The following is a 20,317-nucleotide window of genomic DNA, read 5'->3' as shown; positions in this document are numbered from 1 at the left end:
GAAAGTATCGCCGATCACATCGGCGCTGGCTCCCGGGCGCGTCAAGATGCCGCAGGCAGGTGCGTCAGATCTGCGGCACGAACTTGAAGTAGTGATCCACCAGCAGCGCCGCGAACAGCAGCGAGAGGTACAGGATCGAGTAGCGGAAGGTCTTCTGCGCCAGCTGGTCCGAATAGTTGCGGAACAGCGCCCAGGCGTAGCCCAGGAAAACCAGCCCCAACCCCAGCGCGGCGGCCAGATAGATGTAGCCGCTCATGCCGTAGACGAACGGCAGCAGCGTGGCGGCGATCATCACCAGCGTATAGAGCAGGATGTGGAGCAGCGTGTAGCGCTCGCCATGGGTGATTGGCAGCATCGGCAGGCCGGACTTCTCGTAGTCGGCCCGGCGATAGAGCGCCAGCGCCCAGAAGTGCGGCGGCGTCCACGTAAAGATGATCAGCACCAGGAACCAGCCCTCGGCTGGCACGGTGCCTGCCACGGCGGCCCAGCCCAGCGCAGGCGGCATGGCGCCCGACAGCCCGCCGATGACGATGTTCTGCGGCGTGGCCGGCTTCAGCAGGATCGTGTAGATGACCGCGTAACCGAGGAATGTGGCGAAGGTCAGCCACATCGTCAGGTCATTGGCGTACGCGTGCAGCAACCACATGCCCGCGCCGCCCAGCACGGCCGAGAAGATCAGCGTCTGGACGGTGGTGATCTCGCCGGTGGCCGAGGGGCGCCACGCCGTACGGCGCATCCGCGCGTCGATCTTCTGTTCCACCAGGCAGTTGATGGCGAATGCCGCGCCGGCCAGCAGCCAGATACCCGCTGCGCCGCCGATCAGCACCGGCCACGGCACCATGCCCGGCGTGGCCAGGAACATGCCGATGACGGCGCAGAACACGGCCAGCTGCGTCACGCGCGGCTTGGTCAGCGCGGCGTACTGGCGGGCCAGGTGGACGAATCGGCCCACCGGGGAACGGGGATGGGCAGCGGTGGCGGAAACGGCGGGGGGCATCTTGTCCTTCATGTGACGCGCGCGGCTATCCGGGTAGGAGCGGCGGCGCCTGCGGAGCGGGTCGCGAGGCCGATATTGTAGTTGAGACGGAGTAACAGTATCAAAAGCAGGGCTGCTCCACCATTGTGTAACACCGCCGCGCCGAGCGGCCAGTCGAACACGATGTTCGACAAACCCGTCGCCAATTGCAGCGCCAGCACCGCCAGCAACCATTTGCCGTGGCGCGCCAGACCCTCCAGCCGCATCGTCCGCAGGCCGAACCAGAGCAGGTAGCCGAGCACCACGAATGCGAAGCCGCGATGCACCCAGTGTATGGCCACCAGCGCCGCGTGCGGGATGTAGTCGCCATCCGCCGTCATCCCGAGTTGTCGCCACAGCGTGAAGCCGTGCCGGAAGTCCATCTCGGGCACCAACTGGCCGTTGCAGAGCGGGAAATCGGTACAGGCCAGCACCGCGTAGTTGGTGCTCACCCATCCGCCCAGGAAGATCTGGATGACGAGCAGCACCACGGCCAGCACGCCGGCCCGGCGCAGCGACGCCGCCTGCGGCGCCACCGGATGCGGCGGATCGTTGCGCGAACCGAGCCAGATCAGCGACGCGAGCAGCAGCATCGCCAGCATCAGGTGCGTGACCACGATGATCGGCTGCAGCTTCATCGTCACGGTCAGCGCGCCGAACAGCCCCTGCACGCAGACCAGCACGAATACGCCCGTGGAGAACCACGGCGATTGCCGCAGTTCGCGCCGCTTGACCCAGGCCAGCACCATCAGCGAGATGATCAGCACGCCCACCGCCATGGCGAAGTAGCGATGGATCATTTCGATCCACGCCTTCATGAGCGTGACCGGGCCGCTGGGCAGCGCGGTCTCGGCAGCGCGGATCGGCTCCATTGCCGAATGGGGATTGGAGTGGCCGTAGCAGCCGGGCCAGTCCGGGCAACCCAGCCCGGAATCGGTCAGCCGCGTGAAACTGCCGAACATGATCAGGTCCAGCGTCAGGAACGCCGTGATCCACACGAGCTTGCGGTATTTGTCACGGCTGCCGCGCACCATCACATAGGACAGTGGCAGCAGGGCGATCAGGATGCCAATGATGGCGAGCTGGAGCAGCATTGCGATACAACCGGTGAAATCGTAAAAACCTTAGAAGCCGACCATTATCCGATACGCGAGTACTTGAGCAGCTTCTTGAGGTCGCTGCTGACCTTGGCCGGATCGGGATCGGCGGGCCAGCGCATCATCAGGTTGCCGAGCGGGTCCACCAGGAAGATCGTGTCCTCGACGCGGCCACCCTCGCGGGCCGGCAGCCATTTTGCGATGGCCCCGGCGTCCATGCGCAGGAATCGCACCCCGGCATAGGGTTCGTTGTAGGCGGCGGCGAGCCGTCCGTCCACCTCGCCCGCATCCTGGATCAGCCAGACCGGCACGATCCGCTCGCGGTTCTCGCCTTGCCCCGCCCGGATCTGACGCATCGTGAACAGCTTGCGCGCGCAGGCCTCGCCGCAGGCCGACGGATCGGTCATCAGCATCACCCACTTGCCGCGCAGTTGCGCCAGCGGCATTGGCTGGCCGCGCTCGTCGGTCAGCGTGACGGCCGGCATGGGACGTTGCGGATCGATCAGGGCGCCGTAGTTGGTGCTGCCGCCCTCGGGCTTGATCACGTAGTACGTGAAGTACGAGAACAGCACCGGCGAGGCGCAGACCAGCAGCAGCATGAGCATCTGCAGGCGGCCACGGCGTGTGCGCGCATCGATGCGGGCGTCGGCAGGTGGCTGGGGCGTGGCCGAAGGATCTTGCTGCGACATGGGTTCGGTCTGTACGTTCATCGTTCGGTTAGGTTCTGTGCCGATGCGGCCTGCGGCCCCTCCCGGCGTTCGAGTCGGGCGCGGCGCCAGCCCAGCACGGCCAGCAGCACCAGCGTCAGGGCAGCCAGCCCGAACCACTGCGCGGCGTAGCCATAGTGACGATCGGCGCCGAGGTCGGCCGGCGCCCAGTCGCGCGCCAGGCCGTCGGCGTTATCGCTGGATTGCTCCAGTACCAAAGGCAGCAGTGGTGCGCCGATCTCGCGCGACAACGCGGCGAGGTCCACATTCTGGCGGATCTTCTGCCCGGCTTCTGCCGCCGGGTCACGGCCCATGCTGTAGACACGCGGCACACCGGCAAGTGCCGTGCCGTCGATCTGCACCTCATCGGATGGCGTCGAAAAAGGCGCGATCCGCGTTCGGTCCTGTACATTGCGCGGCAGCCAGCCCCGCAGCACCAGCACCGCGGCACCATCGGCCAGACGCAACGGCGTCAGAACCAGAAATCCCGCGCGCGTGTCCGTGCCGTTGCCATGCGGACGGTTGTCGAGCAGCACGGTATGCGCCGCGTCGAACGTGCCCCATGCGCGGACCTTGCGATCGACGAGTTGCGCGTCGCTGCCTGCAGCAAGTTCCACCGGCGGCTGTGCCGCCAGCGATGTCAGCCGCTCCGCGCGATCGATCTTCTCGTGCGCGCGACGCAGTTGCCAGTTGCCGAGCGCACAGGTCACGGCAATCACCACCAGCGCCGCGATGATCGGCACCGCACCGGGTGAGCGCCACAACACGCGCTTCGTACGGGTCGTCACGGGTTTTCCCGCTGCGATGCGATGCCATAATGGGCGCTTCCCAGAACAGGCCCCGCCATGCGCTTTGTCATCATTGTTGCCTTCATCCTGATCATCGGCAGCCTGGCCTCCGCGCTGTTCTTCATGATGCGCGACCGGGGCCGCACGCCCAACATGATGCGCTCGCTGATGCTGCGCGTGGGCTTCTCGGTGGCGCTGTTCCTGTTTATCCTGTTTGCCAACTGGATGGGCTGGATTCACAGCACCGGCATCCAGATGTCGCCCTGAGCGAGCAACCTTCCCCGACAAAAACAGAAGCGCCGCCGGACCCCTGGCCCTCGCGGCGCTTCGACTCTGCATCGGTACGGCAAGCCGCCACGCGGGCGGCCGCGCTTACAGCCAGTACACCACCACGTAGAGACCCAGCCACACCACGTCCACGAAGTGCCAGTACCAGGCGGCGCCTTCGAACGCGAAGTGGTGATCCGGCGTGAAGTGGCCCTTGAGCACGCGGCCCAGCACCACCGCCAGCATGATCGCGCCCATCGTCACGTGGAAGCCGTGGAAGCCGGTCAGCAGGAAGAACGTCGAACCATAGACACCCGAGGTCAGCTTCAGGTTCAGGTCGCGGTAAGCGTGGATGTACTCGTACGCCTGCAGCCCCATGAAGATCGCACCCAGCAGCACCGTCAGCGCCAGGCCCTGGATCACCTGGCTACGCTTGCCGGCCAGCAGTGCGTGGTGCGCCCAGGTCAGCGTCACGCCCGATGTCAGCAGCAGTGCCGTGTTGATCGTGGGGATCGGCCACGGACCCATCGTGCGGAAGTCTTCCACCACGCCCGCCGGGCCGGTGTTGGGCCACACGGCGGCAAAGTCCGGCCAGATGATCTTGTTGTTCAGGTCACCGAGCCACGGCATGGCGATGGTCCGCGCGTAGAACAGTGCGCCGAAGAACGCCGCGAAAAACATCACCTCGGAGAAGATGAACCAGCCCATCGACCAGCGGAACGACACGTCGATGTTCTTGCCGTACAGCCCGCCTTCGGATTCGCCGATGGCGTCGCCGAACCAGCTCTTGAGCACGAACAGGAACCAGATCAGCCCGAAGCCGCAAACATAGGGCGCCCAGGGCTGCCCGTTGACCCAGCCGGCCGCGCCGGCACCGGTCAGCAGCAGGCCGAAAGCCGCCGTGATCGGATGGCGCGACGGGCCCGGCACGAAGTAGTACGGGGCGTTTGCGCGATTCGCACTCATTCTTCTATCTCCAGCTCAAAGTCTCGATTTCATGGTTTTCCGCCCATCCGGCCCAGACGTCTGCCGGGGGCGTGCTCGCTTTGTATCTGCTGCCCTGCTATGCCTGGCTGACTACGATCTTCACGATGACGATCAGGATCGCCACGAATGCCGCCGCCGCAATCAGCCCTGCGATGATCACGTGAATCGGATTGAGCCGCGCCATATCAGACTCGTGCTCCGATCCCTTGCGCAACCCGATGAACGACCACAGCACCGCGCGTATCGTCTGCCCGAAAGACAGCTTGCGATTGACGGGATCGTTCGTCGGCATCTCAACTCCCCTTCTGCTCGGTGGCCGGTTCCGCCGGGGCCTGTGCCACCGGGGTGCCAACCTCGAAGAACGTGTACGACAGCGTGATGTTCTTCACATCCTTCGGCAGCTTCGGATCGATCACGAACACCACCGGCATCTCGCGCGCCTCGTTCGCCTTCAGCGTCTGCTGCTTGAAGCAGAAACACTCCACCTTCCTGAAATACTCGGTCGCCTGCTTCGGCGCGTAGCTCGGAATGGCCTGCGCCGAGATATCGCGCGTCTGGCCGTTCGCCACTTCGTACACGATCGTCGTCAGCTCGCCCGGATGCACTTCCATCGAGTGCTTCACCGGCCGGAACGCAAACGGTCCACGCGCGTTGGAATCGAACTCCACGGTAATCGTGCGGCTCTTGTCCACCTGCGTATTCTTCAGCGATCCAGCGCCGTGCAGGTCGCGCGTGGTGACCACGTTCAACCCGGTGATATCGCAGATCGCCTTGTACAGCGGCACAAGCGCGTAGCCAAAGCCGAACATGAGCGTCACCAGCACCAGCAGCCGCATCAGCATGCCGCGGTTGAAACGCTTTTCTAGGGCTTTGTCCTGCGCATCCACGCCTGTCTCCTGCTATGTCATTTTTCTTTTCTGGGTTCAGCCGCCAAGGAAAACCATCTTGGCGAAGAACCCCAGGAAGAAGACCGCCACGATCGACAGCAGGATCAGGCCCAGGCGCCGGTTGGCGGCTTTCTGGCTGGCTTGTCTTTCGGTGTGCGACGGGCTTTTTGCTGGGGTCTGCATGATTCTCGTGTTTTCAACTGAGTGGCCGGATGCGCGAGGCATCCGGCCCTGCTGCAAATACCTGTTACCGAACGTGCGGCGGTTCTTCGAAGGTGTGGAACGGTGCCGGCGACGGCACGGTCCACTCCAGACCTTCGGCGCCATCCCACGGCTTGTCACCAGCGGGTTCGCCGCCACGGTACGACGGCAGCACCACGGCGAAGAAGAAGTACACCTGCATCAGACCGAAGCCCAGCGCACCCAGCGAGGCCACGGCGTTGAAGTCCGTGAACTGCGTCGGGTAGTCCGCGTAGCGGCGCGGCATGCCGGCCAGGCCCAGGAAGTGCATCGGGAAGAAGGTCACGTTGAAGAAGATCAGCGAGCCCCAGAAATGGATCTTGCCGCGCATCTCGTCGTACATGAACCCGCTCCACTTCGGCCCCCAGTAGTAGAAGCCGGCGAACAGCGCGAACAGCGAGCCCGCCACCAGCACATAGTGGAAGTGGGCCACGATGAAGTATGTGTCCTGCAACTGGATGTCGATCGGTGCCACGGCGGGCATCAGGCCCGTGAAGCCACCAATCGTGAACACGAAGATGAAGCCGATGGCGAACAGCATCGGCGTCTCGAACGTCATCGAGCCGCGCCACATCGTGGCAATCCAGTTGAAGATCTTCACGGCCGTAGGCACCGCGATCAGCATCGTCGCGTACATGAAGAACAGCTGGCCCGTCACCGGCATGCCCGTGGTGAACATGTGGTGCGCCCAGACGATGAACGACAGGATCGCGATCGACGCCGTGGCGTACACCATCGAGCTATAGCCGAACAGACGCTTGCGCGCGAAGGCCGGCACCACGTGCGACACGATGCCGAACGCGGGCAAGATCATGATGTAGACCTCGGGGTGCCCGAAGAACCAGAAGATGTGCTGGTACATCACGGGGTCACCACCACCGGCTGCCGAGAAGAAGCTCGTGCCGAAGTGGCGATCGGTCAGCACCATCGTGATGGCGCCAGCCAGCACCGGCATCACGGCGATCAGCAGGTAGGCGGTGATCAGCCACGTCCAGCAGAACATCGGCATCTTCATCAGCGTCATGCCGGGGGCGCGCATGTTGAGGATGGTGACGATGATGTTGATCGAGCCCATGATCGACGACGCGCCCATGATGTGCATGGCGAAGATCGCCATGTCCATGCCGGGGCCCATCTGCACCGACAGCGGCGCGTAGAGCGTCCAGCCCGCGGCGGTGGCGCCGCCCGGCACGAAGAACGAACCCACCAGCAGCAGCGCGGCCGGCGGCATCAGCCAGAAGCTGAAGTTGTTCATGCGCGCGAACGCCATGTCCGATGCGCCGATCTGCAGCGGGATCATCCAGTTCGCGAAGCCCACGAACGCAGGCATGATCGCGCCGAACACCATGATCAGGCCGTGCATCGTGGTGAACTGGTTGAACAGTTCGGGGCGGAAGAACTGCAGGCCCGGCTCGAACAGCTCCAGGCGGATCAGCAGTGCCAGCGCGCCGCCTGACAGCAGCATCGTGAACGAGAACAGCAGGTACAGCGTGCCGATGTCCTTGTGGTTGGTGGCAAACAGCCACCGGCGCCAGCCATGCGGATGATCGTGCGCGTGGTCGTGATCGTGGTCATGGCCGTGGCCATGCCCTTGATCGTGCGCGTGGTCGTGCGGATGGCCCAGTGTCTCCGGGGTAACGGTACTCATCGCAATGACTCCAATTGCTGAATGCGGGGCAGCCGCGGGTCAGCCTGCGACGCGGTTGCCCGCGAGGCTGGCCTGCTTGTCTTTGGACTCGGTCGGCGTTACGGCCTTGGGGGCTGCATCGCCAGCGCCGGCTTGTGCGCCGCCGCCTTCCGGGAACTTGCCCGCACGGGCGTTCACGAAGTCCGCCGGCTGAATCACTTCGCCGGTCTTGTTGCTCCAGCTGTTGCGCGTGTACGTCATCACGGCAGCCAGCTCGGTATCGGACAGTTGCTTCCACGACGGCATGCCCGCCTTGCCTTCCAGCAGGATGTGCATCTGGCCGGCCTTCGGGCCGGTGACCACCTTCGAGCCGTCCAGCGCCGGGAATGCGCCGGCGCCCTTGCCGTTGGGCTGGTGGCAGACCGCGCAGTTGGCGGCGTAGACCTTCTCGCCGCGCACCTTGATCTCGTCCATCGTCCACGTCTTGTTGGGATCGTCGGCGGCAGCGGCCATGGCTTTCTTGCGATCGTCGACCCACTTCGTGTACTCGGCGTCGGACACCACGCGCACCACGATGGGCATGAACGCGTGTTCCTTGCCGCACAGCTCGGCGCACTGGCCACGGTACACGCCGGTCTTCTCGGCGCGGAACCACGTGTCGCGCACGAAGCCGGGGATCGCGTCCTGCTTGACGCCGAAGGCCGGCACCATCCAGGCGTGGATCACGTCATTGGCCGTCGTGACGATACGGACCTTCTTGTTGACCGGGACCACCAGCTCGTTGTCCACCTCCATCAGGTAGGTGTTCGATTTTTCCTGCTGGTTGTTGATCTGCTCGCGCGGCGTGGTCAGCGTGGACACGAACGAGATGCCCTCGCCCGGCCCCTTGAGGTAGTCGTACCCCCACTTCCACTGGTAGCCGGTGGCTTTGATCGTGATGTCCGAGTTGGTGGTGTCCTTCATGGCCACCACGGTCTTGGTGGCAGGCAGCGCCATTGCGATCACGATCAGGAACGGGATGACGGTCCAGACCACTTCCACGGTGATGCTTTCGTGGAACGAGGCTGACTTGGCGCCCTTGCTCTTCCGGTGCTTGAAGATGGAATAGAACATCACGCCGAACACGGCGATGAAGATCACCGTGCACATGATGAGCATCATCCAGTTCAGCCAGTGAATCTGTTCGGCGATTTTTGTAACGGGTTCGGTCAGGTTCAGCTGCCGTACGGCGGGACCGCCTGGCATGTCGCTGACAGCAGAGGCCGCCTGGCTGACGAGCAGGGATGCCCCCGCCAGACATGCTGCGGATGCCTTCTTCCACATTTTCATTGTTTATCTACCTAATCTGCAGATTCAAATCTGTCCCCGCCCTGCCCTGCGTCGCATCCGGTCCGGATGCCATGCAGGGCCGCCACGAGTTCCTGCGCGAACTTGCGCCGCCGATACGGGTCCAGATACGACCCCACCCGTACCGTGCGCTTGTCCGACCGCAAGACCACCAGCGCCCGGAACGATTCACCCAGTTCAACCCGCACCCAGTGCGGATTGAAGACTTCCCGCGTGATCCGGCTGGCGCTGGCTGTCTCCACGACCAGCATGCCGTCGGTTACACACACGCGTTCATAATCCGTCGCATGGCGCGCATACGCCAGCAGGGCAATCCCCAGCCCCGCGAGTTCCAGGCCCGCAAACGGCAACACGAGCCAGGCCCCATGCCACACGGTGACAAACGCCGCGACGGCAATCGAGAAACATGCGATGGAGAAGTAGAACCAGGCAACCTGGCGGGGAGAGAGCGAGCAATTCCGCTTCATCAGCCAGTTGCTCGGCAAGGGGGTGCGTCCGTCGAGATTTCCGCCGGAGTCACCTACTGCCGTCTGGAATGCGATACCCAAGTCTTGCATCGCCAACCACTCTGCATCGGATGCACACCCGGGACGAAAGGCGCCACAAGGAGAGCACGTGCGAAGTGCATTCCAGAAGCGTTCTTGTGCCAGGGGACCACTGCGACAAACCGGGCCATTATATGACCCTTCGCATACTCGAACAACTTAGGATTTGACCGAAGTGCTTGCCTCGTGCGCATTTTTGTGCATGACACCACAGGGCCCGATAGGCAACACAAACGATGCGGTCCGATTGTCGGGCAACCGTGGTGCCCCCCGCGCGTCAGCGGGGGCGAGGTGCGCGGCCGATCTTGTCGACCGGGATGATGGCACGCCCCTGATCGTCAGTCGCCTGTTTGCCACGCGGGGGAATTTTCCATGCGTGGCCGTAGACAATCTCGAATGTCAGCGGGATCACGCCATCCGCGTTACGTTGCCGATCGAGCGCGGCCAGCACGGCGCGATGCCAGCGGCGGCCCCGTAGCCCGGGGTTGCCCGGACGACGGAGGCCACCGAACGCCTGCACTTCCTGCAACAGCTTCTCCGGGGATTCGTAGGTGACGGTCAGCGTCTCCATGTCCATCACGGGTGTGGACCAGCCGCTGTGCACGAGCATGTCGCCGATATCGTGCATATCGACGAAACGCAGCGTGTGCGCGTCCAGATCGACATCGGCAAACGCGTTGCGCAGTTCTTTCAGCGTATCGGGCCCGAACAGCGAAAACATGACAAGGCCTTCATCGGCCGTCACGCGGTGCCACTCGGGCATGACGCGATGCGGCTCCGGGTGCCAGTGCAGCGCGAGGTTCGACCACAGCAGGTCGAAGCTGGCGGCGCCGAAGGGCAATGTGGCAAGATCGCCCTGCACCAGATCGAACATCGGCCGCTTGCCCAGCATGCGGCCGATCCAGCCGGGCCGGCGCTGCGGATCGCGCTGCCCGGCCTGTTGCAACATCGCGCCGGAGATATCGAGCCCGGCAATCTGCGCGTCGGGAAAGCGTGCACGCAAACCCGCCAGACCCTGCCCGTGGCCGCAGCCGATATCGAGCGCGCGGCGCGGTTGCAGCTTGACCACCTCCATCCGCTCCTGCATGCGCTGGCCAATCTCGCCAAGCAGGAAATCGAGTTGGCCGAAGCGCGGGCTGCGGCGGTCGAAGGCAAGCCGGGTCAGCCGCGCGGGCGGCAACCAGGCATCGGGGGATTCGGAAGCATGCAGGGACACGGACGGACAGGGCAGCAAGAAACGGATGGGGATCGGCGGGCGATGCGACAAACTGTCGCACCTTCCATGGACGAGGCCGCGCGAGGCGGCCGGGCAGGCCCCGAAGTATACGCGCGCGGATGGAAGGCTGCCGGAGCGGCCCTCGTCGATCACGTGACAAGCCTGTGGCCAGATCTGCTGCCGTCGGCGTGCCTGATCTGCGAGCAGGTCCAGCGTGAAGTGGTCTGCACCGCTTGCGCGGACGCGCTGCTGCGGCCCGTGCCACGCTGCCCCCGATGCGCCATGCCCGATAGTGTGGGCCTGTGTGGCACTTGTGCCGACGACGATCCGATCGACGCCACGCTGACGCTTGGCGACTACGCCGCTCCATTCGACCGATTGATCCTGCGGCTCAAGTTCGGCGCCCGGCTGCCCGCCGCCGGGTGGATCGCTGTGCAACTGGCCAGCCAGCTTCGCGCGACGCCCCTCCCCGACCTGCTGCTGCCCATCCCGCTTTCATCGCACCGCCTGGCAGAACGCGGATTCAATCAGGCATGGGAGATCACCCGGCCGCTGGCCCGGCAGCTCGGCATCGCCAGTTCTGCAACCCAGCTGGTCCGCGACCGCGACACGCCAAGCCAGCGTGCACTCGATCTCGCGTCCCGGCATGCCAACCTGCGCGATGCGTTTGGGCTGAGCGATGCCGGGGCCGTATCTGGCACCCATGTCGGCCTGATTGACGATGTGATGACAACCGGCGCCACGCTGCGCGAAGCCGCCAGAGTGCTGAAAGCGCACGGCGCGGCGCGCGTCACGGCCATCGCGGCACTGCGCACGCCGTGACACCCGCGCCGGTAAGCGGTAAGCTGCGCCCCGTTTCCCGAGTCCATCCCATGTTCAACGTCGTCCTGGTCGAACCCGAAATCCCGCCGAACACCGGCAATGTGATCCGCCTGTGCGCCAATACCGGCGCGCAGCTGCATCTGGTCAAGCCATTGGGATTCCCGCTGGAAGATGCGCGCATGCGCCGCGCCGGACTCGACTATCACGAGTTCGCGCCGATGCGCGTGCATGAGAACTGGGAGGCGCTGATGGCTACCGAGCAACCCGACCCGTCGCGCATGTTCGCGCTGACCACGCATGGCTCCACGCCCTTCGCGCAGATGAGCTTCCAGCCGGGCGACTGGTTCGTGTTCGGTTCGGAAACACGCGGCCTGGCGCCGGAACGCCGCGAGTGGTTTCCTGCTGCGCAGCGCATCCGCCTGCCGATGCGCCCTGACAACCGCAGCCTGAACCTGTCGAACACGGTGGCCGTGGTGGTCTTCGAAGCCTGGCGCCAGAACGGCTACGCAGGCGGCGCCTGATCAGTTCTCGGGCGTGACGCCCGCCGCGCGGATCACGCGCTCCCAGCGCGCTTTCTCCAGCGCCATCATCTGTCGCAATGACGCAGGCGCCGTGCCGGCTGGCGAGAAGTACTGCGCCCGCATCCGCTCGCGCACGTCCTCGCTGCCGATGATCTTCACCAGTTCCCGATAGAGCCGATCCACGATCGATACCGGCGTACCCGCTGGCGCAAGAATGGCCTGCCACGAGATCGCTTCGAATCCCGGATAGCCCGATTCCGCAACCGTGGGCACCGAGGGCAGCAGCGCTGTGCGCCCAGTCGTCGTCACGGCCAGCAGCCGCAACTTTCCGGCGTTGACCATCGGCATCGCAATCGCCGGCACCATGAAACCCGCCTGCACCTGCCCGCCCACGATGGCCGTGGTGATCTGCGGAAAGCCGGGATACGGTACATGCGCCAGATCGATCCCGGCCATGGCCTTCAACTGCTCCATCGCCAGATGCGCGGCGCTGCCATTGCCGACCGAGCCGTAGTTGAGCGCGCCCGGCTTCGACTTCGCCAGTGCCACGAAATCGCGCAGGCTATGCACCGGCAGCTTCGCATCCACTACCAGCACATTGGGCGACGTGGCCACCAGCGTGATCGGCGCCAGTTGCTTCATCGGGTCGTAGCTGAGGTTCCGGTACAGCGACGGCGCGGTGACCAACGGCCCATTGATCGTGAACAGTAGCGTGTAGCCATCGGGGGCTGCCTTGGCAACGAGTCCCGTGCCGATGTTGCCGCCCGCCCCCGGCCGGTTCTCGACCACGACCGGCTGGCCCAGCACATGCGCCAGTTTCTCCGTGACGATGCGTGCAATCAGGTCGGGGGAAGACCCGGCAGGAAACGGCACGATCATGCGGATCGGGCGGGTGGGCCAGGTGTCGTTGGCGAAGGCGGGGAAAGCTGTCGCAGTGGTGACGGCGAGCAGGGCTTTAAGGGATTGGCGGCGGGTTGGCATGTTTTCGAAAGAGATGCGCCTGCCCTCTCCCCAGCCCCTCTCCCGCGTCGCGGGAGAGGGGAGAAACCACGGGCATATCGGACCCAATCGGTTTGCTCCCCTCTCCCGCCTGCGGGAGAGGGGCGGGGGAGAGGGCTAGCAGTTCAACAGAGACAGCGCAGGGATTTCACTCATCCCGCGCATCCCGCTGCAACAACCTCGCCACGGCATCCGCCACAGGCAATCCCTCAAACAGCACCGCACACACAGCCCGCGTGATCGGCATCTCCACACCCAATCGTCCCGCCAGCGCCGCCACGGCCTGCGCACAGCGTACGCCCTCGGCAACGTGGCCAAGATCCGCCAGAATCTGCTCAAGCGTCTTGCCGCCCGCCAGTTGCTGGCCGACCTTGCGATTGCGCGAGAGGTCGCCCGTGGCGGTCAGGATCAGGTCGCCCATGCCAGCCAGGCCCATGAAGGTTTCCGTGCGTCCACCGAGCGCCAGCCCTAGCCGCGTCATCTCGGCAAGTCCACGCGTCACCAGCGCCGCGCGTGCGTTGAGCCCAAGACCCAGGCCATCGCTCGCGCCCGTGGCGATCGCCAGCACGTTCTTGACCGCGCCGCCGACCTCGACGCCCGTCAGGTCATCGCTGCCATAGATCCGCATCGCGTGATGGTGGAAGGCCGCCTGCGCGCGATCGGTCAGCGCGTGCGTCGTGCCTGCCACGGTCAGCGCGCACGGCAGGCCCTGTGCCACTTCGCGGGCAAAGCTCGGACCGGTCAGCACGCCGTACTCGATCTCGCCGGGTGCCACGCCAAGCGCGTCCAGTTCCTCGCGGACCATCTGGTGCGGCAACGCGTGTGTCTCCGCTTCAAACCCCTTGCAGAGCCAGAGCATGGCCAACGGCCCCTTGCGACGCGCAGCCAGTCGCCGCGTCATCTCGCGCAGGCCCGACACGGGCGTGGCGACGATCAACAGGCCATTGGCATCCGACACCGCATGGTCTACGGCGCGGTCGAAATCGGGATCGTAAGCAAGACGTCCGGACAGTGGTACGCCTGGCAGGTAGGCCGCGTTGATGCCGGTGGCGAAGATGGCGGCCAACTGGTCCGCGTCGCGGCCCCAGAGCACCACATCGTGGCGGGTATCGGCAGCGGCGTGGCTGGCCAGCGCGGTGCCCCAGGCGCCTGCACCGAGTATCGTGATTTTCATGGCTGTTCCGCGAGATTGGCGGTGAGCAGTGTCATGGCGACAGTATGGACGCCAACGGATCGATCAGCGCCCGACAAAGCAAAACGGGGCCGAAGCCCCGTTTGCCGAAATCCGAATGCGATTCGGATCACGCGCCTGATCAGTGACGCAATCAGTGGCGAGCCTGGCTGCCGTCCGGCAGCACGATGCCCGACTCTGCGCCCTGGCCTTGTGCTTCTTCCATCGCGGCTTGCAGGCGTTGCTCGTACAGCGCCTGGAAGTTGATTTCCGACAGGTGGATGGCCTGGAAGCCGGCACGCGTGATCACGTCGGCGATGTTGCCGCGCAGGTACGGGTACAGGATGGTCGGGCAGGCGATGCCCAGCAGCGGGTCGAGCTGCTCGGCGGGCACGTTGCGGATATCGAAGATACCGGCCTGGTGTGCTTCCACGAGGAACGCAACCTTGTCCTGCACCTTGGTCGTCACGGTGCCGGTCACCACGACTTCGAAAATGCCTTCCTGCAGCTGGGCGGCACCCACATTGACCTGCACCTCGACGGACGGCGCTTCCGATTCGAGGAAGATGCCCGGCGAGTTCGGCTGCTCGAGCGACATGTCCTTCAGGTACACGCGCTGGATGTTGAAGAAGGGCTGGTCGTCCTGCTGGGTAGCTTGTTGCTGGTCGCTCATGAAAGGCTTCCGGATGGATCGGTTTGGGCGCGCTGCGCCATGCGCTGCCGGCGGTCTAGATCCGCCGGCCGGCGGTTGGAAAGCGCATATGGTACATGACGCCGATGTCGAATTCACCGTACGGCGGCAGAATCAGAATCGTCTATTGATTTGCCGCCGCACGGCATGCCGCATGGGTCGGAGCAACCTCAGGCCGCGAGCAGGGGCACGAGTCCGCCCTGGCGGTCGAGCGCCGACAGGTCGTCGAAGCCGCCCACATGGGTATCGTCGATGTAGATCTGCGGTACGGTGCGCCGGCCGGTGCGGGTCATCATTTCCTCGCGGCGGCCGGGTTCACGGTCGATCAGCACTTTCTCGATCTCTTGCACGCCACGCTGCTTGAGCAGGCGCTCGGCCATCTGGCAATACGGGCACACAACCGTGCTGTACATGACGACGCGGGCCATGCGGGTTCTCCTTTGACTAAAAAAACAACGGCGCGGACCACCCAGGGCACCCCGGGCAATACCGCGCCGCGACTGCGTTCGAAAATGGGGCTTTGCTTTCGTGCTTACTTGACGACCGGCAGGCCGGCCTGCTGCCAGGCAGCCAGGCCGCCCTCCAGCGCGTAGACCTCACTGTAACCGGCTTCCTTCAACGCTGCTTGGGCCTTGCTCGAGCGCTGGCCCGTCTGGCACACCACGATGATGGGGACCGCCTTGTCCTTTGCAAGGCCGGCAGCGCGGCCAGGCAGGTCGGCAAGTGGCGCGCTCTTGGCCTGGGGCAGGTGACCCTTGGCAAAATCGGCGGCGTCGCGGATATCCACGACCACCGCATTGCGACGGTTGATCAGCTGCGTCGCGGCAGCCGTATTCAGACGCTTGCCGCCCGTACCGGCCTTGATTTGCGGCCAGGCCAGCAGGCCGCCCGAGACCACGGCGATCGCGATCAGGGCCAGGTTGTTGTAATCGGCGAAGAAATTCACGTTGGCATTCCGTTGGGTTGGGTCGGCGGCATTATAAAATACGCGGTTTCGCGCCAGCGCCGATATTTGCAGGTCGTGTTTCGCGCACCCGCGCCGACCCGCCGGCCCAGAGCCTCGATAGCCTCGATGGCGCCACAGGTTACCTACTACCCTGGAAGCTGCAATGTACAAGCTCGTCCTCATCCGCCACGGCGAATCCACGTGGAACCTCGAAAACCGCTTTACCGGCTGGGTCGACGTCGACCTGACCGATACCGGCGTGGCCCAGGCCAAGCAGGGCGGCCAACTCCTCAAGGAAGCCGGTTTCGGCTTCGATGTGGCCTATACGTCGGTGCTCAAGCGCGCCATCCGCACGCTGTGGCACGTCCAGGACGAAATGGACCAGATGTGGATTCCGGTGCGCAATGAATGGCGCCTGAACGAGCGCCACTACGGCGCCCTGTCCGGACTCAACAAGGCGGAAACCGCCAAGCAATACGGCGACGACCAGGTGCTGGTGTGGCGCCGCAGCTACGACACCCCGCCGCCTGCGCTGGAGCCGACCGACGAGCGCGCCTCGTTCGACGATCCCCGCTATGCCAATGTGCCGCGCGAGCAGATCCCGCTGACGGAATGCCTGAAGGACACCGTGGCCCGCGTGATGCCGTTGTGGAACGAATCCATCGCTCCGGACATCAAAGCGGGCAAGCGCGTGGTGATTGCCGCCCATGGCAACAGCATCCGCGCGCTGGTGAAATACCTCGATCAGATTTCGGATGACGACATCGTCGGCCTCAATATTCCCAACGGTACCCCGCTCGTGTACGAGCTGGACGCCGACCTGCGCCCCCTGCGCCATTACTACCTGGGTGACCAGGCGGCCATCGCCGCGTCGCTGGCCGCCGTGGCCAACCAGGGCAAGGCCCGCTGACAACCGGTGCGCCGCAGCGCCGGCCCGGACTGCGTCCGGGTAGGCGCTGCACCCGTTGTGTGGCCACCCCCACCGTGGTCTGGTGGCCCGCAGGCCTTTTTCTGCGCACGCTCTTATACTGTCGGTCAAATCCGCGCCGGTCGCCCTCCGCCTTCGGCTGGATTTCACCTTGCAAAAATCCTCACACGTTCAGGCTGCCCTCATGCGTAAGACGCTCAAGAACATTAGCCTCGTCTCGGTCGGCGTCGTTGCCGGCGTGCTGGCCACGCTGCAAATCTCGGCCACGGCCCAGAATTCCTCCGGGCCACTGCCACTCGACCAGTTGCGGCTGATGTCCGACATCTTCGGGCAAATCAAACGCGAATATGTGGAGCCCGTGGACGACAAGAAGCTGCTGACCGAAGCCATCAAGGGCATGGTCGCCAGCCTCGATCCGCATTCGGCCTATCTCGACGAGAAGGATTTCAAGGAACTGCAGGAAGGCACGCGCGGCCGCTTTGCTGGCCTCGGTATCGAGATTTCGCAGGAAGAGGGCCTGGTCAAGGTCATCAACCCGATCGAGGACACGCCGGCCTTCCGCGCTGGCATCCAGCCGGGCGACCTGATTACCCGTATCGACGACAAGCCGGTGCGCGGCCTGCCGCTGGAGCAAGCGGTCAAGCGCATGCGGGGCGAGCCGGGCACCAAGGTTACGCTGACCATCTATCGCAAGAGCGAGGAACGCACGTTCCCGGTCTCGATCACGCGCGCCGAGATCCGCGTGCAGTCGGTCAAGACCAAGATGCTCGACAACAACACCATCGGCTGGGTACGCCTGACGAGCTTCCAGGAGCGCACCGTGGCCGACCTGGGCCGCCGCCTCAAGGAAATGGCGGAGAAGAACCCGAACCTGAAGGGCATCATCCTGGACCTGCGCAATAACGGTGGCGGCGTGCTGCAGGGCGCGGTCGGCGTGGCCGCGGCGTTCCTGCCCGACGATTCCACGGTGGTGTCCACCAACGGCCAGGTGCCCGACGCCAAGCGCGTCTACAAGGCAACGTTCAACAACTATCGCCTCTCGTCGCTCGAGGATGATCCGCTCAAGGATCTGCCGCCGCAGTTCAAGAAGCTGCCGATGGTGGTGCTGACCAACGCCTACTCGGCATCGGCTTCGGAAATCGTGGCCGGCGCGCTGCAGGATCACAAGCGCGCGCTGATCATGGGCAAGACCACGTTCGGCAAGGGCTCGGTCCAGACCGTGCGTCCGCTGACCAACGACACCGGCATCAAGCTGACGATCGCGTACTACTACACGCCGTCGGGCAAGTCGATCCAGGCCAAGGGCATCCGTCCTGACATCCCGGTCGACCAGAATCCCGAAGGCGATCCGGATGACGCACTGATCACGCGCGAGATCGACACCGAGCGCCACCTGCACAACAAGCAGGAATCGGAAGAGCCGGAAATGAACGAACGCGAGCGTCGCCGCGTGGACGAACTGCGTCGCCTGGAAGAAGAAAACTCGAAGAAGACGGCTGAAGAGCGCGAAAAGGAACGCAAGAAGAAGCCGGTGGAGTTCGGCTCGCCGGAGGACTTCATGTTGCAGCAGGCCATCGCGCAGCTCGACGGCAAGCCCGTGCAACGCTCGAAGTCACGCCTGGAAGCCACTGGCACCGCCGGCAAGCCGGACACCAAGGAAGAAAAGCAGGACGGCAAGGCCGCGAAGCCCGCTGCCAAGCCGGCGCCCGCCAAGCCTGCGGCACCGGCCAGCCAGCCGCCTGCCAGCGCGCCGATCGGCCAGCCGCTGGGCACGCCTACCGGCAAGAAGTAAGCAGAAGGCGCGCGGCTGCGGCGGCGCGTTTTCGCCCATATTCACGGCCCACGGTATCGCACCGTCGGGCCGTTTTCATTGGTATCGAGCCATGAATGACGATCAGTTGCTGCGCTACTCGCGCCACATCCTGCTGGACGAACTGGGCATCGAAGGCCAGCAACGGCTGCTGGCCGGCCACGCGCTGGTCATCGGCGCGGGAGGCCTGGGCGCTGCGGCACTACCCTTCCTGGCCTCGGCTGGCGTGGGACGGATCACCATCGTCGATGATGACGAGGTGGACCTGACCAACCTCCAGCGCCAGATCCTGCACACCACGGCCAACGTCGGCCGCCCCAAGGTAGAGTCAGCGCGTGAGGGCCTGCTGCGGATCAATCCCGATATCGACATCCGCCTGGTGCCGCAACGCGTGGGCGATGCCGAACTGGACGCCCTTGTGGCGCAGGCCGATGTCGTGCTGGACTGCTGTGACAATTTTGCAACGCGACAGGCTGTGAACCGCGCCTGCCTGACACATCGAAAACCGCTGGTGTCCGGCGCCGCGTTGCGGTTCGATGGCCAGGTCAGTGTGTACGACCTGCGCCAGCCCGACGCGCCCTGCTACGCCTGCCTGTTCCCGCCATCGGAACCCGCTCCCGAAGCCGCGTGCGCCACGATGGGCGTCTTCGCGCCGCTGGTCGGCATGGTCGGTACGGTCCAGGCCGCCGAGGCTTTGAAGCTGCTGACCGGCGTCGGTCAGACCCTCTCGGGCCGGCTGCTGATGGTCAATGCACTGTCGATGGAATGGACCACGATGCGGCTCGCACGCACCCCCGGCTGCGAAGTCTGTGGCGGAAAAACCGAGGGGAACTGAGAGGGTCGGCGCCGGTGCTGCCGGCGACCCGTCGGTGGAGCCCCCTCCCCGTTGGGTCGCCGTGACTGGCGCGATGCGTCGCAAAAGACGAACGACTGGATGAAGACAAGAATCCGAATGAGAAAGGTTATTGCAACGCTTCACACTCGGGCGCGGCGCCATCCTGCGCCACGCGCCTGACCCGCCACCCCGTTTCCGGAGGCGGCCGGCCGTGGACCGGCGCGCTTATTGCGCGCCCGGCTCCATCTGGGACTGCAGGTAGTTCTGCAGTCCAACTTTGTCGATCAGGTCCAGTTGCGTTTCCAGGTATTCGATATGTTCCTCGGTGTCCGTGAGGATATCGACCAGGAGTTCGCGGCTGACGTAGTCACCGACCGACTCGCAATACGCAATACCTTCCTTGACCGTGCCGTGCGCAGTCTGCTCGAGCTTCAGATCGCACTTGAGGATCTCGGGCGTGTCTTCGCCGATCATCACCTTGTGCAGGTCCTGCAGGTTCGGCAGGCCGTCGAGCATCAGGATGCGGTCGATCAGGCGGTCGGCGTGCTTCATTTCGCCGATCGATTCCTTGTACTCGACATCACCGAGCTTCTTCAGGCCCCAGTGGCGATAGATACGTGCGTGGAGGAAATACTGGTTGATCGCGGTCAGCTCGTTCTTGAGCTGGGCGTTCAGATGCTGGATGACCTTCTTGTCACCTTTCATGGGGGCTCCTGTTGGATTGCAAACAACAATGAACCCGGCTTCCACGAAGGCCAGCACGACAAAACACGCAAGCAACAAAGCGCGCCGCGGATATCCTCCGTGGGCGCGCTTCTCAATTCACGCTTTGTTCTGTGAACAGTCTCGCTGTGCTAAGTGAGCTAACTCA

The 20,317-nt window shown here is 64.5% G+C and carries 24 protein-coding genes; 6 read left to right on the top strand and 18 right to left on the bottom strand.

All coding sequences use genetic code 11. From position 1 onward, the window contains the following. Positions 1-64: 64 nt before the first annotated feature. The 4 genes from cyoE to ABDB81_RS03470 are packed head-to-tail and all read right to left on the bottom strand — an operon-like array spanning position 65 to position 3,607. Entirely contained in the window at positions 65-1,009 is a 945-nt protein-coding gene (gene cyoE / locus ABDB81_RS03485) for a heme o synthase (RefSeq protein WP_171020434.1), read from the bottom strand. Continuing rightward, positions 1,006-2,109 (bottom strand): COX15/CtaA family protein, encoded by a 1,104-nt coding sequence (locus ABDB81_RS03480; RefSeq protein WP_137925976.1) that lies wholly within the window; start codon positions 2,107-2,109, stop codon positions 1,006-1,008. Before ABDB81_RS03480 ends, cyoE begins: the two co-directional genes overlap by 4 nt. A 44-nt stretch (positions 2,110-2,153) precedes the next feature. Beyond that, positions 2,154-2,801, bottom strand: coding sequence for a cytochrome C oxidase subunit I (locus ABDB81_RS03475; protein ID WP_237380020.1), 648 nt, complete (start codon positions 2,799-2,801; stop codon positions 2,154-2,156). 17 nt (positions 2,802-2,818) lie between these two features. Beyond that, positions 2,819-3,607 (bottom strand): SURF1 family protein, encoded by a 789-nt coding sequence (locus tag ABDB81_RS03470; protein WP_137925974.1) that lies wholly within the window; start codon positions 3,605-3,607, stop codon positions 2,819-2,821. A 57-nt stretch (positions 3,608-3,664) separates the two neighbouring features. Between ABDB81_RS03470 and ABDB81_RS03465 the strand changes: the two genes are divergently transcribed. After that, positions 3,665-3,874 carry a twin transmembrane helix small protein gene (locus ABDB81_RS03465; RefSeq protein ID WP_130392173.1) on the top strand — a complete coding sequence of 70 codons (210 nt, stop codon included), beginning with the start codon at positions 3,665-3,667 and terminating at the stop codon, positions 3,872-3,874. Between the two features lie 105 nt (positions 3,875-3,979). Here the strand turns inward: ABDB81_RS03465 and ABDB81_RS03460 are convergent, their stop codons facing one another. The 8 genes from ABDB81_RS03460 to ABDB81_RS03425 form a co-directional block, all read right to left on the bottom strand. Then, positions 3,980-4,840, bottom strand: coding sequence for a cytochrome c oxidase subunit 3 (locus ABDB81_RS03460; RefSeq protein WP_137925973.1), 861 nt, complete (start codon positions 4,838-4,840; stop codon positions 3,980-3,982). Positions 4,841-4,937: 97 nt separating this feature from the next. Beyond that, positions 4,938-5,153 carry a DUF2970 domain-containing protein gene (locus ABDB81_RS03455; protein WP_137925972.1) on the bottom strand — a complete coding sequence of 72 codons (216 nt, stop codon included), beginning with the start codon at positions 5,151-5,153 and terminating at the stop codon, positions 4,938-4,940. A 1-nt stretch (position 5,154) separates the two neighbouring features. Then, on the bottom strand, positions 5,155-5,748 hold the full coding sequence (locus tag ABDB81_RS03450; protein WP_137925971.1) for a cytochrome c oxidase assembly protein: 594 nt from the start codon (positions 5,746-5,748) through the stop codon (positions 5,155-5,157). A 36-nt stretch (positions 5,749-5,784) separates the two neighbouring features. Next, positions 5,785-5,931: a cytochrome oxidase small assembly protein gene (locus ABDB81_RS03445; protein ID WP_171020433.1), complete on the bottom strand. Its 147-nt coding sequence runs from the start codon at positions 5,929-5,931 to the stop codon at positions 5,785-5,787. Positions 5,932-5,995: 64 nt separating this feature from the next. After that, positions 5,996-7,636: a cytochrome c oxidase subunit I gene (ctaD, locus tag ABDB81_RS03440; protein ID WP_137925970.1), complete on the bottom strand. Its 1,641-nt coding sequence runs from the start codon at positions 7,634-7,636 to the stop codon at positions 5,996-5,998. 39 nt (positions 7,637-7,675) lie between these two features. Further along, the gene (coxB, locus tag ABDB81_RS03435; protein WP_346809792.1) at positions 7,676-8,944 is read right to left on the bottom strand and encodes a cytochrome c oxidase subunit II; all 1,269 of its coding nucleotides are present in this window, start codon (positions 8,942-8,944) and stop codon (positions 7,676-7,678) included. 11 nt (positions 8,945-8,955) lie between these two features. After that, positions 8,956-9,519: a DUF2244 domain-containing protein gene (locus tag ABDB81_RS03430; RefSeq protein ID WP_160471338.1), complete on the bottom strand. Its 564-nt coding sequence runs from the start codon at positions 9,517-9,519 to the stop codon at positions 8,956-8,958. Between the two features lie 265 nt (positions 9,520-9,784). Further along, entirely contained in the window at positions 9,785-10,723 is a 939-nt protein-coding gene (locus ABDB81_RS03425; protein WP_160471335.1) for a methyltransferase domain-containing protein, read from the bottom strand. A gap of 42 nt (positions 10,724-10,765) precedes the next feature. Between ABDB81_RS03425 and ABDB81_RS03420 the strand changes: the two genes are divergently transcribed. Further along, positions 10,766-11,545, top strand: coding sequence for a ComF family protein (locus tag ABDB81_RS03420; RefSeq protein WP_237380016.1), 780 nt, complete (start codon positions 10,766-10,768; stop codon positions 11,543-11,545). A 50-nt stretch (positions 11,546-11,595) separates the two neighbouring features. After that, positions 11,596-12,066 (top strand): tRNA (uridine(34)/cytosine(34)/5-carboxymethylaminomethyluridine(34)-2'-O)-methyltransferase TrmL, encoded by a 471-nt coding sequence (gene trmL / locus ABDB81_RS03415; RefSeq protein WP_137925965.1) that lies wholly within the window; start codon positions 11,596-11,598, stop codon positions 12,064-12,066. On the opposite strand, the gene ABDB81_RS03410 is transcribed toward trmL, so the two are convergent. From ABDB81_RS03410 to ABDB81_RS03390, 5 genes are all read right to left on the bottom strand, one after another. Continuing rightward, entirely contained in the window at positions 12,067-13,047 is a 981-nt protein-coding gene (locus ABDB81_RS03410; RefSeq protein WP_346809789.1) for a tripartite tricarboxylate transporter substrate binding protein, read from the bottom strand. A gap of 166 nt (positions 13,048-13,213) precedes the next feature. Beyond that, positions 13,214-14,239: an NAD(P)H-dependent glycerol-3-phosphate dehydrogenase gene (locus ABDB81_RS03405; protein ID WP_160471328.1), complete on the bottom strand. Its 1,026-nt coding sequence runs from the start codon at positions 14,237-14,239 to the stop codon at positions 13,214-13,216. 151 nt (positions 14,240-14,390) lie between these two features. Then, complete coding sequence (gene secB / locus ABDB81_RS03400) at positions 14,391-14,909, bottom strand: protein-export chaperone SecB (RefSeq protein WP_137925962.1); 519 nt, start codon at positions 14,907-14,909, stop codon at positions 14,391-14,393. Between the two features lie 188 nt (positions 14,910-15,097). Further along, the gene (grxC, locus tag ABDB81_RS03395; RefSeq protein WP_137925960.1) at positions 15,098-15,355 is read right to left on the bottom strand and encodes a glutaredoxin 3; all 258 of its coding nucleotides are present in this window, start codon (positions 15,353-15,355) and stop codon (positions 15,098-15,100) included. 104 nt (positions 15,356-15,459) lie between these two features. Beyond that, a complete protein-coding gene (locus ABDB81_RS03390) occupies positions 15,460-15,873 on the bottom strand; it encodes a rhodanese-like domain-containing protein (protein WP_137925959.1) in 414 nt (137 codons plus the stop codon). A gap of 163 nt (positions 15,874-16,036) precedes the next feature. Between ABDB81_RS03390 and gpmA the strand changes: the two genes are divergently transcribed. The 3 genes from gpmA (at position 16,037) to moeB (ending at position 19,446) form a co-directional block, all read left to right on the top strand. Next, positions 16,037-16,783 carry a 2,3-diphosphoglycerate-dependent phosphoglycerate mutase gene (gpmA, locus tag ABDB81_RS03385; RefSeq protein ID WP_137925958.1) on the top strand — a complete coding sequence of 249 codons (747 nt, stop codon included), beginning with the start codon at positions 16,037-16,039 and terminating at the stop codon, positions 16,781-16,783. A 202-nt stretch (positions 16,784-16,985) separates the two neighbouring features. Beyond that, positions 16,986-18,593 carry a S41 family peptidase gene (locus tag ABDB81_RS03380; protein ID WP_137925957.1) on the top strand — a complete coding sequence of 536 codons (1,608 nt, stop codon included), beginning with the start codon at positions 16,986-16,988 and terminating at the stop codon, positions 18,591-18,593. A 91-nt stretch (positions 18,594-18,684) separates the two neighbouring features. Further along, positions 18,685-19,446, top strand: coding sequence for a molybdopterin-synthase adenylyltransferase MoeB (gene moeB, locus ABDB81_RS03375; RefSeq protein WP_160471324.1), 762 nt, complete (start codon positions 18,685-18,687; stop codon positions 19,444-19,446). Positions 19,447-19,671: 225 nt separating this feature from the next. Here the strand turns inward: moeB and bfr are convergent, their stop codons facing one another. After that, positions 19,672-20,151, bottom strand: a complete 480-nt coding sequence (gene bfr, locus ABDB81_RS03370) for a bacterioferritin (RefSeq protein WP_137925955.1) — start codon at positions 20,149-20,151, stop codon at positions 19,672-19,674. Positions 20,152-20,317: the final 166 nt, after the last annotated feature.

Origin of the sequence: Cupriavidus sp. DL-D2 (assembly GCF_039710735.1) — a bacterium.
Taxonomy (GTDB): Bacteria; Pseudomonadota; Gammaproteobacteria; order Burkholderiales; family Burkholderiaceae; genus Cupriavidus.
This window is presented reverse-complemented; position numbering and strand designations above follow the sequence as displayed.